This is a genomic window from Streptomyces sp. 150FB, from assembly GCF_000818195.1.
Classification (GTDB): domain Bacteria; phylum Actinomycetota; class Actinomycetes; order Streptomycetales; family Streptomycetaceae; genus Streptomyces.
Genome location: NZ_JTHL01000001.1, coordinates 4,271,210 through 4,287,675 on the forward strand (window position 1 = coordinate 4,271,210; position 16,466 = coordinate 4,287,675).

Annotated in this window: 12 protein-coding genes, 3 tRNA genes and 1 pseudogene; 9 read left to right on the forward strand and 7 right to left on the reverse strand. The window is 69.3% G+C overall.

Annotation, left to right across the window (positions count from 1 at the left end):
* The first annotated feature begins 23 nt into the window (after nt 1-23).
* Nucleotides 24-944: an SDR family oxidoreductase gene (locus QR77_RS18175; protein WP_040022959.1), complete on the forward strand. Its 921-nt coding sequence runs from the start codon at nt 24-26 to the stop codon at nt 942-944.
* A gap of 38 nt (nt 945-982) precedes the next feature.
* On the opposite strand, the gene QR77_RS18180 is transcribed toward QR77_RS18175, so the two are convergent.
* Nucleotides 983-1,507, reverse strand: a complete 525-nt coding sequence (locus QR77_RS18180; RefSeq protein ID WP_052488874.1) for a hypothetical protein — start codon at nt 1,505-1,507, stop codon at nt 983-985.
* A gap of 58 nt (nt 1,508-1,565) precedes the next feature.
* The gene (locus tag QR77_RS18185) at nt 1,566-2,306 is read right to left on the reverse strand and encodes a histidine phosphatase family protein (RefSeq protein ID WP_236710721.1); all 741 of its coding nucleotides are present in this window, start codon (nt 2,304-2,306) and stop codon (nt 1,566-1,568) included.
* Between the two features lie 251 nt (nt 2,307-2,557).
* On the opposite strand from QR77_RS18185, the gene QR77_RS18190 reads away from it, so the two are divergent.
* The 6 genes and pseudogenes from QR77_RS18190 to QR77_RS50010 all read left to right on the forward strand — a co-directional run.
* Nucleotides 2,558-2,632: transfer RNA gene (locus QR77_RS18190), tRNA-Asp, on the forward strand.
* Between the two features lie 20 nt (nt 2,633-2,652).
* Nucleotides 2,653-2,726 (forward strand) — tRNA-Phe (locus QR77_RS18195).
* A gap of 143 nt (nt 2,727-2,869) precedes the next feature.
* A complete protein-coding gene (gene dnaN / locus QR77_RS18200) occupies nt 2,870-3,994 on the forward strand; it encodes a DNA polymerase III subunit beta (RefSeq protein ID WP_040022962.1) in 1,125 nt (374 codons plus the stop codon).
* 91 nt (nt 3,995-4,085) lie between these two features.
* Nucleotides 4,086-8,033: an ATP-dependent RNA helicase HrpA gene (gene hrpA, locus QR77_RS18205; RefSeq protein WP_040022964.1), complete on the forward strand. Its 3,948-nt coding sequence runs from the start codon at nt 4,086-4,088 to the stop codon at nt 8,031-8,033.
* Nucleotides 8,034-8,159: 126 nt separating this feature from the next.
* Nucleotides 8,160-8,234 (forward strand) — tRNA-Asp (locus tag QR77_RS18210).
* A gap of 187 nt (nt 8,235-8,421) precedes the next feature.
* Nucleotides 8,422-8,565 (forward strand): annotated as a pseudogene (locus QR77_RS50010) (DUF6274 family protein); the annotation flags it as partial.
* Between the two features lie 491 nt (nt 8,566-9,056).
* Here the strand turns inward: QR77_RS50010 and bldC are convergent.
* On the reverse strand, nt 9,057-9,263 hold the full coding sequence (bldC, locus tag QR77_RS18215) for a developmental transcriptional regulator BldC (RefSeq protein ID WP_003949541.1): 207 nt from the start codon (nt 9,261-9,263) through the stop codon (nt 9,057-9,059).
* Between the two features lie 535 nt (nt 9,264-9,798).
* Entirely contained in the window at nt 9,799-10,668 is an 870-nt protein-coding gene (locus QR77_RS18220; protein WP_040022966.1) for a hypothetical protein, read from the reverse strand.
* A 170-nt stretch (nt 10,669-10,838) separates the two neighbouring features.
* On the opposite strand from QR77_RS18220, the gene QR77_RS18225 reads away from it, so the two are divergent.
* Nucleotides 10,839-11,921: a Glu/Leu/Phe/Val dehydrogenase dimerization domain-containing protein gene (locus QR77_RS18225; RefSeq protein ID WP_040022968.1), complete on the forward strand. Its 1,083-nt coding sequence runs from the start codon at nt 10,839-10,841 to the stop codon at nt 11,919-11,921.
* Nucleotides 11,922-12,201: 280 nt separating this feature from the next.
* Complete coding sequence (locus tag QR77_RS18230; protein WP_040022969.1) at nt 12,202-12,459, forward strand: DUF3073 domain-containing protein; 258 nt, start codon at nt 12,202-12,204, stop codon at nt 12,457-12,459.
* A 199-nt stretch (nt 12,460-12,658) separates the two neighbouring features.
* Here QR77_RS18230 and purM read toward each other — a convergent pair whose 3' ends face one another.
* From purM to QR77_RS18245, 3 genes are all read right to left on the reverse strand, one after another.
* Nucleotides 12,659-13,729 (reverse strand): phosphoribosylformylglycinamidine cyclo-ligase, encoded by a 1,071-nt coding sequence (gene purM, locus QR77_RS18235; protein WP_040022970.1) that lies wholly within the window; start codon nt 13,727-13,729, stop codon nt 12,659-12,661.
* A gap of 45 nt (nt 13,730-13,774) precedes the next feature.
* Nucleotides 13,775-15,301, reverse strand: coding sequence for an amidophosphoribosyltransferase (purF, locus tag QR77_RS18240; RefSeq protein ID WP_040022971.1), 1,527 nt, complete (start codon nt 15,299-15,301; stop codon nt 13,775-13,777).
* A 123-nt stretch (nt 15,302-15,424) separates the two neighbouring features.
* On the reverse strand, nt 15,425-16,303 hold the full coding sequence (locus QR77_RS18245; RefSeq protein WP_160310933.1) for an META domain-containing protein: 879 nt from the start codon (nt 16,301-16,303) through the stop codon (nt 15,425-15,427).
* Between the last annotated feature and the right edge of the window lie 163 nt (nt 16,304-16,466).

A 16,466-nucleotide genomic window follows, 5' to 3' on the forward strand; every position in this document is an offset into this window, starting at 1 on the left:
CCCAGAGCCAGGAGGCTTCTCCCATGCGCGTTTTCGTCACCGGAGCGACCGGCCATGTCGGCTCGGCCGTCCTTCCCGAACTTCTCTCCGCCGGCCACGAGGTCGTCGGGCTCGCCCGCTCCGAGACGTCGGCCGCCGCCCTGAAAGCCCTCGGCGCCGAGGCCCGCCCCGGGGATCTCGACGACCTGGACGGCCTGCGCGAAGCCGCGTCGGCCGCCGACGGTGTCATCCATCTCGCGTTCAAGCACGACGCCATGAGCGCCGGGGACTACGTCGGCGCGATCCGCGACGAGGTGGCGGCCGTACGGGCACTGGGCGAGGGCCTCGCCGGCAGCGGCAAGCCCCTCGTCATCACCTCGGGGACAGGGATGCTCGCTGCGGCCACGCGGGGGCGCGTCGGCACGGAGGACGACGTGCTGGCCACCGGCGAGGGGCCCCAGGCCAGGATCGTGGCGGAGAACACCGCCATCCAGTTCGCCGAGAGCGGGGTCAGGGTCTCGGCCGTCCGGCTTCCCCCGGTCGTGCACAGCACGCTGGACCACCACGGCTTCATCCCGACGCTCATCGCCGTCGCACGGGCCACCGGCGTCTCCGGTTACCTCGGAGACGGCGGCAATCGCTGGCCGGCGGGCCACACCCTGGACGCGGGACGTGTGTTCCGGCTGGCCCTGGAGCAGGCACCGGCCGGGTCACGGCTGCATGTCGTGGGCGACGAGGGCATTGAGTTCCGGCTGATCGCCGAAACCATCGGGCGTCACCTGGGTGTCCCGACCGCCGCCGTCCCGTCGGAGGAGGCAGCGGCCCACTTCGGCTTCCTCGCGGCCCTCGTGCCGCTCGACAACCCCACCTCCAGCGCGCGCACCCAGCAGCTCCTCGGCTGGAAGCCGGCCCACCCGGGCCTGATCGCCGACCTCGACCTGGGCCACTACTTCAGCGCGGCCTGACGGGGAGGCCAGTGGGGCCAACCGCCCTCACAGCCGCCTCAGGCGATGTTCCAGCCCGGCGCGTGGAAGTAGCGGGTGCCCTTGTCGATGAGGTGGGACGCGTACGCCCGCCCCAGCGTCGGCCTGCCCTCGTAGAGACCGACGTACCGCCGTCCGGCGTCCACGACGACCGGCCGTGCGAAGCACGCGAACTGGTTGCGCTGCTTCTCCTTCGCCCAGGCCATGGCGGCCGGATCGACCCGCTCGCTGACCAGTACGGGGAAGACGGCGGCACCCGTCTGGAGCCCCACCGGCAGGCCGGGCTTGTTCTTCCGCGCGTAGCTCAGCGACTGCGTGGTGAAGGCGTCGACGACCGGGACCGTGATCTCCGGGACGGCCGCCGCGATCGTGAACAGATGCAGGTTCGTCGCCATCCAGCGGAACCGGAAGTCGGCCCGCCGGCCGATCAGGACAGGCGTACCCGCCCAGTCCTCCCAGCGCGGCTCGCACCCGTCGGACAGCAACTGACTCTCGACCGAAGCCAGGAATTCCGGTATTTCCCGCTGTTCCCGCTGTTCCCCCATGGTGGTGATTCTGCACCGCCGTGGGGGCCCTGGGAACCTTCCTCCTGAGGAGGATCGCTCAGCCGGACACGAGGTGACCGGTCCCGCCGAACTCGTCCAGCCGCAGCCGGGTCCCTTCGCCCGTCCAGACGGACACGGAGGCGTTGGGTACGGGGGTGATCCCGTCCGGCACGGGAGCGCCGATGCCTTCCACGACGTACCGCAGGGACACCACGACGGCGTCGTGCGAGATCAGCAGAACCCGCCGCCCGCCGGCGACCGCGTCGAGCCCGTCGAGGAAGTCGCGTACGCGCAGGGCGACATCGGCGAGGGACTCGCCGCCCGGCGGCCGGTAGTTCCACTCCCCGACCCTGGCGCGGCGGGCCGACTCCTCGGGCGCGCGGGCCAGGACCGCTTCCGGCGGGTGGAGTTCGAAGACGCCCATCTCCCGGTCCCGCAACCGCTCGTCGACCAGCAGCGGGATCGCCGGCCGCCCTCGCTCCGCCGCCACACCGGCCATGGCCTCCCAGGTCTCCCTGGCCCGCAGATAGGTGGAGCAGACGGCGAGGTCCGGCCGATGCGCGGGACCGAGGCCGGCCAGCCAGCCGCCGAGCGCCTCCGCCTGCCGCCGGCCCAGCTCCGACAGCGGTACGTCGGCGTCGCGGCCCGTCAGCGGGAGGTCCGTCGAGCCGGTGCGCGCGGCTTCGGCGTACAGCACGTTCGCCGTGCTCTCCCCGTGGCGTACGGCGACCACCTCCCGTAGCGCGTACCGCGCGGGAAGCCGTAATGCGGGAGCAGGATGCGGAGGTACGGAGGTCACCCCGGCAGTCTCACGCATCAGCCCGCCCGGGCTGCTCGCGCACCGCATATGGGGACGGAGCACGAGCGGCATTCTGATACGCTCATTCAGCGACATCGGGCCCCCAGGAACACCCTTCGGGCAGTGCGGCGGAGGCCCGGCAGTCGTAAACCCAGGTTGGTTCATCAGGGGTTCCGCTCTGTTCAGCAGCGGTCGGAAACCCGTGTGGGGCACGCCTGATCGTGTGCGAGACTGGTGCTCGCACAATGCTTGGTCCTGTGGAGCAGCTTGGAGTGCTCGCCACCCTGTCAAGGTGGAGGCCGCGGGTTCAAATCCCGTCAGGACCGCTGCAACGTCCGCGTTGCGTGGCTGGGTAGCTCAGTTGGTACGAGCGATCGCCTGAAAAGCGATAGGTCGCCGGTTCGATCCCGGCCCCAGCCACAGTTGAGAAGCCTCGATCCTCTGGATCGGGGCTTCCGCTGTTTTCCGCTCCTTCCCTGCTCAGGCCGCGTTGTCAGTGGGTGCCGATAGCGTCCCCGGGACGACGAGCGGTGGGCGCGGTCGCGCAGCGGGGGAGGCCCGGCATGGAGTTCCGTATCGACCGAGGTGTCTGGGGCGAGGCCGTGGCCCAGGCGGCCCGCGCGCTGCCCGCCCGGTCGCCGATGCCGGTGCTGGGCGGGCTGCTGCTGGAGGCGGAAGGGGACCGGCTGCGGGTGGCCGGGTTCGACTACGAGGCGTCGTCACGGATCGACGTACCGGCCGAGGTCGTGCGGCCCGGGCGGGCTCTGGTGCTGGGGAGGCGGCTGGCCGACATCTGCCGGGTGCTGCCCGAGGGGCCCGTGGTGTGCGTGCTCGAAGGGACGCGCTTCTCGGTGGAGGGCGGCGGCGCGCGGTTCGGGCTCTCCGTACTGCCGCTCGACGAGTATCCGGCGCTGCCCGCGCTGCCGGCGTTCCGCGGCGAGGTGGACGCGGCGGCCTTCGCCGCCGCTGTGTCCCAGGTCGCGGTGGCGGCGGGGCGGGACGACACCCTGCCCGTCCTCACCGGGATCCGGATCGGGCTGGACGGCGGGACGATGACACTCGGCGCGACCGACCGGTACCGGTACGCGATCCGTGAGCTGGAGTGGAAGCCCTCGGAGGCCGCAGTCCCGGGGGCCGACGCGGTGGATGTCGTCGTACCTTCGCGGCGGCTGGCGGAAACGGCCCGCGCCCTGGCCAAGGCCGGGACCGTACGGATCTTCCTCGGCGAGAGGGGCGGCGGCAGCGGCGGCGTCCTCGGCATCGAGGGCGACGGCATCCGCACCACCGTGCGACTGCTGGACGGCCGGCTGCCGCGTCACGACACCCTGTTCGCCATGGAGACCACCGCGACGGCGGAGATCGGGCGCGCCGCGCTCACCGAGGCGGTGAAACGCGTCGGGGTCGTCGCCGAGCGGGACAGCCCGCTGCGACTCGACTTCGCCGAGGGCTCCGTACTGCTCCAGGCCGGGTACGAGGACGACGTGGCGTCGCAGCGCGTCCCCGCCACGCTGACGGGGGCCGAGACCATGACGGTCGCCTTCAACCCCGGCTACCTGCTGGACGCGGTGTCGTCGTTCGAGTCGGAGACCGTCCGCTGCGAGCTGCTGGGGCCCGGACAGCGCGCGCTCCTCAGCGACGAACGGGGCACACATCGCCATCTGCTGATGTCGATGAAAGCCCTGCTCTGACCGCTCGGTGCGGGGCGCGAGCCACCCCCGGCCGCCCTCGCGGGAAACTGGTTCGCCCGGTCGCGGCGCGGGGTGAGATCCTGGTTCCGGTATGTCTACTTCCTTCGCCGACCTCCAGACCCTGCTGACCGAGGTCTCGCTGCGCGACGCGCAGCGGCTCGGCCGCCGGCTCGAAGGCTCCCGGCGCATCCGTAAGCCCGAAGCCCGGCAGACCGTGCTGGACGAGATCGCCGCCGAGGCCGAGAAGGCCGCGCTGAGGACCCGGCGGCGCGGCGAAGCCGTGCCCGCCGTCAGCTACCCCGAACAGCTACCCGTCAGCCAGAAGAAGGACACGATCCTGGAGGCGATACGCGACCACCAGGTCGTGATCGTCGCCGGTGAGACCGGGTCGGGCAAGACGACCCAGATCCCCAAGATCTGTATGGAGCTGGGCCGGGGGGTGCGCGGCATGATCGGGCACACCCAGCCCCGCCGGATCGCGGCGCGCACCGTCGCCGAGCGGGTCGCCGACGAGCTGAACACGCCGCTGGGCGAGGCCGTCGGGTGGAAGGTCCGCTTCACCGACCAGGTCAACCAGGACACGACGATCGTCAAGCTGATGACGGACGGCATCCTGCTCGCCGAGATCCAGACGGACCGCGAACTCCTCGCGTACGACACGATCATCATCGACGAGGCGCACGAGCGCAGCCTCAACATCGACTTCCTGCTGGGGTATCTCGCCCAGCTCCTCCCCCGCCGCCCTGACCTCAAGGTCGTCATCACCTCGGCGACCATCGACCCGGAGCGCTTCTCCCGGCACTTCGGCGACGCGCCGATCGTCGAGGTCTCGGGCCGTACGTACCCGGTCGAGGTCCGCTACCGCCCGCTCCTCGAAGAGGACGGCGAGGAGGGCGACCGCGACCAGCTCACCGCGATCTCCGACGCCGTCGACGAACTCCAGTCGGAGGGCCCCGGCGACATCCTGGTCTTCCTCTCCGGCGAGCGCGAGATCCGCGACACCGCCGACGCGCTGGAGAAACGCAAGCTCAGGAACACCGAGGTACTCCCCCTCTACGCCCGGCTCTCGCACGCCGAGCAGAACCGCGTCTTCCAGCGCCACGGCAACCGCCGGATCGTGCTGGCGACCAACGTCGCCGAGACCTCGCTGACCGTGCCCGGCATCAAGTACGTGATCGACCCGGGCACGGCCCGTATCTCGCGCTACAGCCACCGTACGAAGGTGCAGCGGCTGCCGATCGAACGGATCTCGCAGGCCAGCGCCAACCAGCGCAAGGGGCGCTGCGGCCGTACGTCGGACGGAATCTGCGTCCGGCTGTACTCCGAGGACGACTTCACCTCACGCGCGGAGTTCACCGACGCGGAGATCCTCCGGACGAATCTGGCGTCCGTCATCCTCCAGATGACCTCCGCCGGCCTCGGTGAGATCGAGAAGTTCCCCTTCATCGACCCGCCGGACCACCGCAACATCCGCGACGGTGTGCAACTCCTCCAGGAACTCGGCGCCTTCGACCCGGCGGAGAAGGACGCGAAGAAGAAGCTGACCCCGCTCGGCCGTAAGCTCTCGCAACTGCCCGTCGACCCGCGCCTCGCGCGGATGGTCATCGAGGCCGACCGGAACGGCTGCGTACGCGAAGTGATGGTGATCGCCTCGGCGCTCTCCATCCAGGACCCGCGCGAGCGCCCGGCGGAGAAGCAGGCCCAGGCCGATCAGCAGCACGCCCGCTTCAAGGACGAGACGTCCGACTTCCTCGCTCTGCTCAACATGTGGCGCTATGTCCGGGAGCAGCAGAAGACGCTCTCGTCCTCCGCGTTCCGCCGTATGTGCAAATCGGAGTACCTGAACTTCCTGCGGATCAGGGAGTGGCAGGACATCTACTCCCAACTCCGCTCGGTGGCGCGGCAGATGGGCCTCAAGCTGGGCGACGAGGACACCAACGCCCCCGACCAGGCCGTCCACCAGTCGCTGCTGGCGGGCCTGCTGTCGCACATCGGCATGAAGGATGTGAAGGACGGCGCCAAGAACGAGTATCTGGGCGCCCGCAGCGCGAAGTTCGCGATCTTCCCCGGCTCGGCGCTCTTCAAGAAGACCCCGCGCTTCATCATGTCCGCCGAACTGGTCGAGACCTCCCGCCTCTGGGCGCGGGTCAACGCGAAGATCGACCCCGAGTGGATCGAGCCGCTCGCCGGCCATCTCCTCAAGCACTCCTACAGCGAGCCGCACTGGGAGAAGGACGCGGCGGCCGTGATGGCGTACGAGAAGGTCACCCTGTACGGGGTGCCGATCGTCGCCCAGCGCAAGGTGAATTTCGGCCGTATCGATCCCGAGGCGTCCCGCGACCTTTTCATCCGCAACGCGCTGGTCGAGGGTGACTGGCGTACGCACCACCAGTTCTTCCATGACAATCGCAAACTTCTCGGCGAGGTGGAGGAGTTGGAGCACCGCGCCAGGCGGCGCGGCATCGTCGTGGACGACGAGACGCTGTACGACTTCTACGAGGGCCGGGTGCCCGACCATGTGGTCTCCGGGGCGCACTTCGACTCGTGGTGGAAGCACAAGCGCAAGGAAGAGCCCGAGCTGCTCGACTTCGAGCGGTCGATGCTCATCAACGAGTCCGCGGGCGCCATCACCAAGGACGACTATCCGGACTCCTGGCAGCAGGGCGCGCTGAGGTTCCGGGTCACGTACCAGTTCGAACCGGGCGCCGACGCGGACGGCGTGACCGTCCACGTACCGCTCCAGGTGCTCAACCAGGTCACCTCCGAGGGCTTCGACTGGCAGATCCCCGGTCTGCGCGAGGACGTGGTCATGGAGCTGATCCGCTCCCTGCCGAAGCCGATCCGCCGCCATTACGTGCCGGCGCCGAACTACGCCTCGGCGTTCCTGGAGCGCGCGGTGCCGCTCCAGGAGCCGCTGCCGGTCACCCTCGCGCGCGAGCTCCAGCGGATGGTCGGCGTGCCGGTGCGGGCGGACGACTTCGACCTGACCCGGATTCCGGATCACCTCAAGATCACATTCCGGATCGTCGATGAGCGGCGCCGCCAGGTCGCCCGGAACGCCGAGGGAAAGGATCTGGACGCCCTCAAGCTCCAGTTGCGTCCCAAGGCCCGCCAGGCGCTCTCCCAGGCCGCAGCGGCGACCGCCGAGCGCTCCGGCGGCGAGGCCATCGAACGCACCGGCCTCACCGACTGGACGATCGGCGCGCTCTCCCGGGTCTTCGAGACCCGGCGGGCCGGCCAGCCGGTCAGGGCGTACCCGGCGCTGGTCGACCAGGGCGCGAGTGTCGCCGTACGGCTCTTCGACACGGAGGCCGAGCAGCAGCAGGCTATGTGGGCGGGCACGCGGCGGCTGATCCTGCTGAACATCCCGGTCAACCCGGCCAAGTTCGCCTCGGACAAGCTCACCAACCAGGCCAAGCTGGCGCTGTCCCGTAATCCGCACGGCTCCGTCCAGGCGCTGTTCGAGGACTGCGCGACGGCGGCCGCCGACCGGCTGATCGCCGACCACGGCGGTCCGGCGTGGGACGAGGAGTCGTTCCGCAAGCTGTACGAGAAGGTGCGCGCCGACCTCGTCGACGCGACGGTGCGCACGGTCGACCACGTGCAGCAGATCCTGGCCGCCTGGCAGGCCTGTGAGCGCCGTCTGAAGGCCACCACGAGCCCGGTGCTGCTCGCCAACGTCCAGGACGTCAAGGACCAGCTCACGTTCCTCGTACCGGCCGGCTTCGTGACCCGTACCGGGCTGCGGCGGCTGCCGGACCTGATGCGCTATCTCGTGGCGGCCGACCGGCGGTTGCAGCAGATGCCGACCAACGTCCAGCGGGACACCACCCGGATGGCGAAGGTCCACGAGATGCTGGACGAGTACGCCTGGCTGCTGGAGCAGTTGCCGCAGGGCCGGCCGGTCCCGCAACAGGTCCTGGACATCCGCTGGATGATCGAGGAGCTGCGGGTGAGCTACTTCGCACACGCGCTCGGTACGGCGCAGCCGGTGTCCGACAAGCGCATCGTGAAGGCGATCGACGCGGCGGCCCCGTAGGGGATCCGGGCGCTCCGGCCGGGGCTCCGCCGGTGGTGCGGGAGGGCGGCAGCCGTCAGTTCGACCGCACCCTCTGAGCTGCTGTACAGTCTGACTTCGCAGCCGCCGGTACGGGGCAGCGGATCTGGTCCTGTGGAGCAGCTTGGAGTGCTCGCCACCCTGTCAAGGTGGAGGCCGCGGGTTCAAATCCCGTCAGGACCGCAGTTGAGTACGGCGCACGAACAACAGATACGAACAACAGACACAAGAGTGTCCCTGAAGGCCCGGATCCACTGGATCCGGGCCTTCAGGCGTATTGACGGCGCCTTCCGCCACCGGTAATCCAGTCACCAGGGCCCCGGCACCCGTATGTCACCCGCAGCCGGGCCCACGCCGGGGGGTGGGGTGCGTGACGGCATCAACAGCGAGGCACGAGACAGGGGCGCTCCTGCGCGCCCATCTCGCGGCCGCTTCGGGCTTCCCGCACCGCACGGGGTACTGCCCGATCTGCCATCGCCTCCAGCGGCTGGCCATGGAATCGGGGCGGACATCCGGCACGGATGGCGACAGGAGCGGCGACACGGACATCGGGCCGGCGCCGGAGAGCGGGCGCGAACGGCCGATCGTGATACGGCTAGTGGGGCCACCGGTCGTTGGCAAGGGTTAGGAAGTGTGACGGGAGTCACTGAACCAAATCGCGAAGCCGGGGGTCTTACGCCCTTCCTACAACGCATCAATTTTATATGTGCAATTGCACTCACCTCGGAGCCCCTCCGGACACACCCCCTCCACCCCGTGCACACCGCCCGAACTGGGTCGCGACGGCCGCCTCTTGGGGCATAAAAAAGATCGCGCTGGACTCGGCGGAGTCCAGCGCGATCGACGACTTACCCGTGTTGCGAGGGCATGGCACCTGTTGGGGCAGGCGCCTGTCGTGTGGAGCTATGTGAGGGGTACGACCGAGTTGGGGGACTCCGCCGCGCCCTGGTTGTTGATCTTGTTGCGCTGGTCGAGCCCAAATAGTTGAGCCCTGATGGTGATGTGTCAGGCCTCACTGCGCTGTTGCGGAATACCCGCAAGCAGCGCGCGGACCTCTGCCTCGCGATACCGGCGATGCCCACCGAGCGTGCGGATGGACGTGAGCTTGCCTGCTTTTGCCCAGCGCGTGACCGTCTTCGGGTCCACGCGGAACATCGTGGCAACCTCAGCCGGGGTCAGCAGCGGCTCGGCATCAGGGGTGCGAGCGGTCATGAGCGGCCTCCTCGGGAGAACCGAACCATCTCGGTTCTTTCCTCTAAATTCTGCACCTTGACCCACGTTGCCCGAAATGGCGGACGCGGGCCGAGTCGGTTATAGGACGAACGGCTTGTCCTCGGCACTACAACTACACCATCCGTCCAGCCACGTCGGCCAAACCGATGGAATTGCCCTCTGAGGTGTTCATCAGCGGCGGAAGCCGATGGACCATGCCATAGCGGACAGTCACGCCCCAGTGACGATCAGTCACAGGAACATCAGAGGTCACCAGAACCCCCACAGAGAGTGCAATGCTGATTATTCCGCCCAAAAAGTGGATGGAACGACCCCTCCCCGGACTCCTTGTCCTATTTTGACACGAGGAGGGGCGATGGGCGCAAGAGCCCCGAAAGTGCGGTCCGTCACGCTTGAGGCAAAAAAGCCCGGAACGGGGCCTTACTGACGGGGCATGAGGGACGCGTGGTGTGACAGGGACAACAGAGGCGTTCGGAACGGCGGCCCTGAGCGGCCCACCACGGGCCTCTGAGCGTCAGTTGGCGAACTGGAGGTCCCGGACGGTCCGCCAGCGCTCGGAGAGCCGTCCGTACGCCTCTCCCGCCCCTTCGCCGTCGCCGGCCCGCAGCGCGGCGATCCCCGAAGCCACGTCGGCCGCCGAGTGATCCTCCTCCAGCCACTCCGCCGAGAGGGCGTGCACCAGGCCCCCGTAGTCGAGTTCGACCAGTGAACGCGGGTGAAACTCCTCCAGCCACCGCCCCACGTCGACCAGCCCCTCGATCAGCGGCCCCTCGTCCATCGCGTCGCGCAGCGCCTTCAGGGCGCGCGCGAGGCGCCGCCGCGCCTGCACCATCGGGGTCCGGTAGCGCAGCACGGGCGCCTTCGGCGACCCGGCTTCCTCCTCACCCACCTGGGCGCCACCGACCTCGTACTCACGTTCGTCGTCCGAGAAGAGCGTGAACCACCGCACGGGCACCTGCCAGGCCGCCGTCCTGATCCACGGCCGCGCGTCGGGATTCCGTTCCCGCCACCGCTCGTAGTCCGCGGCGGCCTGATCGCGCACGACCGCGGGCAGTACGGCCTCCAGCAGCGGCGCCGGCAGCAGCTCAGGCAGCTCCTCCAGCGCCAGCCAGCCGCGCAGCCTGGTCCGCCAGGGGCAGACGCACAGGACGTCGTCGACCTCCGTGATGAAGGCGTCGCCGCTCTCGTGCACCGGTACGGGCACGGGCGGGGTCGGCAGCAGGTCCGCCAGCGAACGGCGCTGTTCGTCCTGGGCCGTCGGGGTACCGCCGCGCCGGGCGTAGTCCGCCCAGTGGCTCCTCTCCGGCTCGGGAAAGGCGGCCAGCGGCTCGTACACCCGCAGGTAGGACGTGTAAGGCACGAGAACCGCTGACACCGCTGGCATGCGGCAAATCGTGCCATGCCCTCACTCACAAGGAGGGTGATCCCGAGCACTGCGCCGCAGTCCGGCTGATCCGCGTGCTCTCGGGGCCTACGCTCGTGTTGCCCTACCGGGCCTTCCCCACACCCCCCGGGAGGGCCCGCCCCACCGTTTCGCACTTGGGAGTCACCACAGTGACCGATCCGACCGACGGTGTCCTGCACACCCTGTTCAACTCCGAGCAGGGCGGCCACGAGCAGGTTGTGCTCTGCCAGGACCGTGCCAGTGGCCTCAAGGCCGTCATCGCCATCCACTCGACCGCCCTGGGCCCATCCCTCGGCGGCACCCGCTTCTACCCGTACGCGTCCGTGGAAGAGGCCGTCACCGACGCGCTGAACCTCTCCAGGGGCATGTCGTACAAGAACGCGCTGGCCGGTCTCGACCACGGCGGCGGCAAGGCCGTGATCATCGGCGACCCCGGACAACTGAAGTCCGAGGACCTGCTGCTGGCATATGGCCGATTCGTGTCGTCCCTGGGCGGCCGTTACGTCACCGCGTGCGACGTCGGCACCTATGTGGCCGACATGGACGTGGTCGCCCGCGAGTGCCGCTGGACGACCGGGCGGTCCCCCGAGAACGGCGGCGCGGGCGACTCGTCCGTACTGACCGCCTTCGGCGTCTTCCAGGGCATGCGCGCCTCGGCACAGCACCAGTGGGGCGATCCCTCGCTGCGCGGCCGTACGGTCGGCATCGCCGGCGTCGGCAAGGTCGGCAACCACCTCGTGGAGCACCTGCTCCAGGACGGCGCCGAGGTCGTGATCACGGACGTACGGGACGAGTCGGTGGCCCTGATCACCGACCGGCACCCGCAGGTCCGGGTGGCGGCCGACACCGCGGCGCTCATCCGTACGGAGGGCCTCGACGTCTACGCCCCGTGCGCTCTCGGCGGCGCGCTCAGCGACGAGACCGTGCCGGTCCTGACCGCGACGGTCGTCTGCGGGGCCGCCAACAACCAGCTCGCCCACCAGGGCGTCGAGAAGGACCTCGCCGACCGCGGGATCCTCTACGCGCCCGACTACGTCGTCAACGCGGGCGGCGTCATCCAGGTCGCCGACGAGCTGAACGGCTTCGACTTCGAACGCTGCCGCGCCAAGGCCGCGAAGATCTTCGACACCACGCTTTCGATCTTCGCACGTGCGAAGGAAGACGGGATTCCGCCGGCCGCCGCCGCCGACAGGATCGCCGAGCACCGGATGGCGGAGAGCCGCCGCAGGTAGGGCCCTGGAGGGGCGGCCGGAGGCCGGGGGGAGACGAGACTCACGCCGGTCGGCGGGTCGCCCCTCCAGAAGAGGTTAAAATCGCATCTGACCAGCGAGGACGGCACGTCTCGCGGGTTCTGTACCGGGGCATCTCCTGCGGGCGGCGTACCGTATGGCCACGGAAGCAGGTACCGTTGAAGCCCTACGGACGGGCCTCTCCGCGGAGAGCTCGTTCTGAAACATGAACGCGTGTCAAGACTCTGGGGCCGTCGAGCCCCGTCACCGAGGGGGTCGAGCCATGGGGCGCGGCCGGGCCAAGGCCAAGCAGACGAAGGTCGCCCGCCAGCTGAAGTACAACAGCGGCGGGACTGATCTGTCGCGTCTGGCCAACGAGCTGGGCGCATCGCCTTCGAGTCAACCGCCGAACGCTGAGCCGTTCGAGGACGACGACGAGGAAGATGACCCGTACGCACAGTATGCGGATCGGTACAACGACAACGACGCAGAGGACGAGGACGACGAGTCCGGGCCCTCGGCGCAGCGCCGCGGCGCTTGACGTCCGTAACGCTGAACATCCGCAGAACTGAGCGTCAGCACTACTCGCACAACTGAACATGCTTCATGCATTGACATCACCGAGCGTCACGTCACCGACCCGGTCCGGGGCCGCAGTCCTGGATCGGGTTCTGTGTTGTCCGGCGAGCTGTGCGGGGGCCGGCCGACGGTGGATCCGGCGGCCGGGCCCGCGGCTACCGTTACTTCGCGTAGTCACCGGTCAGGGCCGCTCCGGTGGTGTGGTCACCACGTTCGGTGATCTCGCCGGCCACCCAGGCGTCCACGCCCCGGTCGGCCAGCGTGGCGAGCGCGACGTCCACCGAGTCGGCGGGGACGACGGCGATCATGCCGACGCCCATGTTCAGCGTCTTCTCCAGTTCGAGGCGCTCCACGGCCCCGGCGGTGCCGACGACGTCGAAGACGGCGCCGGGCTGCCAGGTCGAGCGGTCCACCCTGGCGTGCAGCGTCTCGGGGACGACCCTGGCCAGATTCGCCGCGAGGCCGCCGCCGGTGACATGGCTGAAAGCGTGTACGTCGGCCGTCCGGGTGAGCGCCAGGCAGTCCAGCGAGTAGATCTTCGTGGGCTCCAGCAGCTCCTCGCCCAGGGTCCGCCCGAACTCGGCGACCTCCCGGTCCAGCGACCAGCCGGCCCGGCCGAAGACCACATGCCGCACCAGCGAGAACCCGTTCGAGTGAAGCCCTGAGGACGCCATGGCGATCACGGCATCACCCGTACGGATACGATCCGCGCCGAGCAGCCGGTCCGCCTCGACCACGCCCGTACCGGCGCCGGCGACGTCGAAGTCGTCCTCGCCGAGCAGTCCGGGGTGCTCGGCGGTCTCGCCGCCGACCAGCGCGCAGCCGGCCAGCACACAGCCTTCGGCGATGCCCTTGACGATGGCGGCGACCCGCTCCGGGTGCACCTTGCCGACACAGATGTAGTCGGTCATGAAGAGCGGCTCGGCGCCGCAGACGACCAGGTCGTCCACGACCATGCCGACCAGGTCGTGCCCGATCGTGTCGTACACACCCATCCGGCGGGCGAGGTCGACCTTCGTGCCGACGCCGTCCGTGGCGGAGGCGAGCAGCGGACGCTCGTACCCCTTGAGCGCGGAGGCGTCGAAGAGCCCGGCGAAGCCGCCGAGGCCGCCGAGGACCTCGGGGCGCCGGGTCTTGCCGACCCACTCCTTCATCAGCTCGACCGCGCGGTCACCGGCTTCGATGTCGACGCCCGCGGCGGCGTAGCTGACACCAGTGATCGACTCAGACATGACTGGGAACTTTCGTGTCGTCGTACGTGGAGCCGTACGAAGGCGTTACGGGCGTCGGAGGGCGTCCGAGGCCGCGGTACTGGCGGGTCCCGCTGCCAGCTCGGTCTCCAGGAGCTGCTTGCCGAGCAGCTCGGGGTCCGGCAGGTCCATCGGATAGACGCCGTCGAAGCAGGCCCGGCAGAGATCGGGCTTGGCGATCGTCGTCGCCTCGATCATTCCGTCGATGGAGATGTACGAGAGGGAGTCGGCGCCCAGGGACGTACCGATCTCCTCGATCGACATGCCGTTGGCGATCAGCTCGGCCCGGGTGGCGAAGTCGATGCCGAAGAAGCACGGCCACTTGACCGGCGGGGACGAGATCCGGATGTGGATCTCGGCGGCGCCCGCCTCGCGGAGCATCTTCACCAGGGCGCGCTGGGTGTTGCCGCGGACGATCGAGTCGTCGACGACCACCAGGCGCTTGCCCCTGATGACCTCCTTGAGCGGGTTCAGTTTCAGCCTGATGCCCAATTGGCGGATGGTCTGTGAGGGCTGGATGAAGGTCCGGCCGACATAGGCGTTCTTGACCAGGCCCGAGCCGTACGGAATGCCGCTGGCCTCCGCGTACCCGATGGCCGCGGGGGTCCCCGACTCCGGAGTCGCTATGACCAGATCGGCCTCGGCGGGAGCTTCTTTCGCGAGTTTCCGGCCCATCTCCACCCGGGAGAGGTAGACATTCCGCCCGGCGATGTCGGTGTCGGGACGCGCCAGATACACGTACTCGAAGACACAGCCCTTGGGCTTTGCTTCCGCGAATCGCGACGTCCGCAGACCGTTCTCGTCGATGGCGATCATCTCGCCGGGCTCGATCTCCCGGACGAAGGAGGCGCCGCAGATGTCGAGGGCGGCGCTCTCGGAGGCGACCACCCAGCCGCGCTCCAGCCGGCCGAGAACCAGCGGGCGGATGCCCTGCGGGTCGCGGGCGGCGTACAGCGTGTGCTCGTCCATGAAGACGAGCGAGAAGGCGCCCTGGGCGTGCGGCAGCACGAGCGGTGCGGCTTCCTCGACCGTGAGGGGCTTGCCGTCCGCGTCCGTCTGACCGGCGAGCAGCGCCGTGATCAGGTCGGTGTCGTTGGTGGCGGCGACGTGCGAGGAGCGGCCGTTCTCCTTGGGGAGAGCGGCGACCATCTCGGCGAGCTGCTTCGTATTGACCAGATTGCCGTTGTGGCCGAGCGCCATGGAGCCGTGAGCGGTCGCCCGGAAGGTCGGCTGCGCGTTCTCCCACACCGAGGCTCCGGTGGTGGAGTAGCGGGCGTGGCCCACGGCGATATGACCTTGGAGAGAGCTGAGCGATGTTTCGTCGAAGACCTGTGAGACCAGGCCCATATCCTTGAAAACCAGAATCTGGGACCCGTTGCTCACTGCGATGCCCGCGGACTCCTGTCCACGGTGCTGCAGGGCATACAGTCCGAAGTAGGTGAGCTTGGCGACCTCTTCGCCCGGGGCCCAGACTCCGAAGACGCCACAAGCGTCCTGGGGGCCCTTCTCACCGGGGAGCAGGTCGTGGTTGAGTTTCCCATCACCACGAGGCACGCCACCGAGTGTAGGCGAGATCGACCACTGGTCCGAATTGGGGATACGGTCCGCGTAAGTTTTGGGCGCTACGGATACGGTGGGTGACACCGCGTGAGAGCCGCGAGGTGTCGGATGCCGGGCTCAGGACCGGGCTCCCGGCCTCGCCGTCAGGCTCGCGCCGTCGGCGGCCGTCAGGGACAGGCCCGCGTGGTTCAGCTTGTAGGTGACCTTCCCCTTCAGTACCTGCTGCATCTCGCGCTCCACCGTCATCTGGGGCTCTCCGCACGCCATGCGCGTGGTGGTCACCCGGCCGAAGGTGACCGTCGAGCCCGAGACCTTCGTGGTGGTGCTGAACCTGTTGCAGCCGAGGTTGCCCCGCGCCGTACCCGTACCCGCGTCCGTCCCGCTCTCGGCGAAGGTGATGGACACCTTGTCCGCGACGGCCCTGGGCACCTTCACGCCCGCCTTCGAGTCGCCCTTCAGCGTGGCCAGGGTCCAGGTCCCGACCAGCGCGGCGGACGGTTCCGAGGTCAGGGTGATCGTGTCGCCGTCCGCCGCCGTGAGGGTCATGCCCTTGTTGCCGTCCGCCATCTGGGCCTTGAGCTCGCCCGCGAACGCCTTGCCGAAGTCGGCCTCGTACGCGTCCAGTTGGTTCGAACAGCTCATGGCCGTCGACGGGGCCTCGCCCACGGTGATCGTGTCGCCGGAGATCTTGACCTTCGCGCCGGAGTGGTTGCACCCGGTCTGGAACGACGCCTGGCCGTCCTTGCCGATCTCCAGACCCGCCCCCGCCGGGACCCCGGACTTCTTGCCGTCGACGCTCAGGCCTTCGACCGTCCAGTGGACGTCGGTCAGCGGCAGATCGGTGCTGACGGCGGGGCCTCCGCTGTCCTCGGGGCCGACCCGCGATCCGGGCCCCGAGCCGCTTCCGGCGCCTGATCCGGACTCCGTGCCGCAGGCGGCCAGAGCGAGAAATGCGATGGCTGTGACTGAGATGATCCGGTGTTTTTGCATGCCCATGGGACGGGGCATGCCCGGGTCCGGTTCCGCGTAGAGCCCGCCGCCCCCGCCGCTCAGCCCATCAGCGGCAGCAGATCCGACAGGTCGGCGCGCTCTCCGCTGGCGCTGACCTGCGCCGCTTCCAGCGCCTCGCGCCAGGTCGTACGGCCGGTGGCGAGCCGGA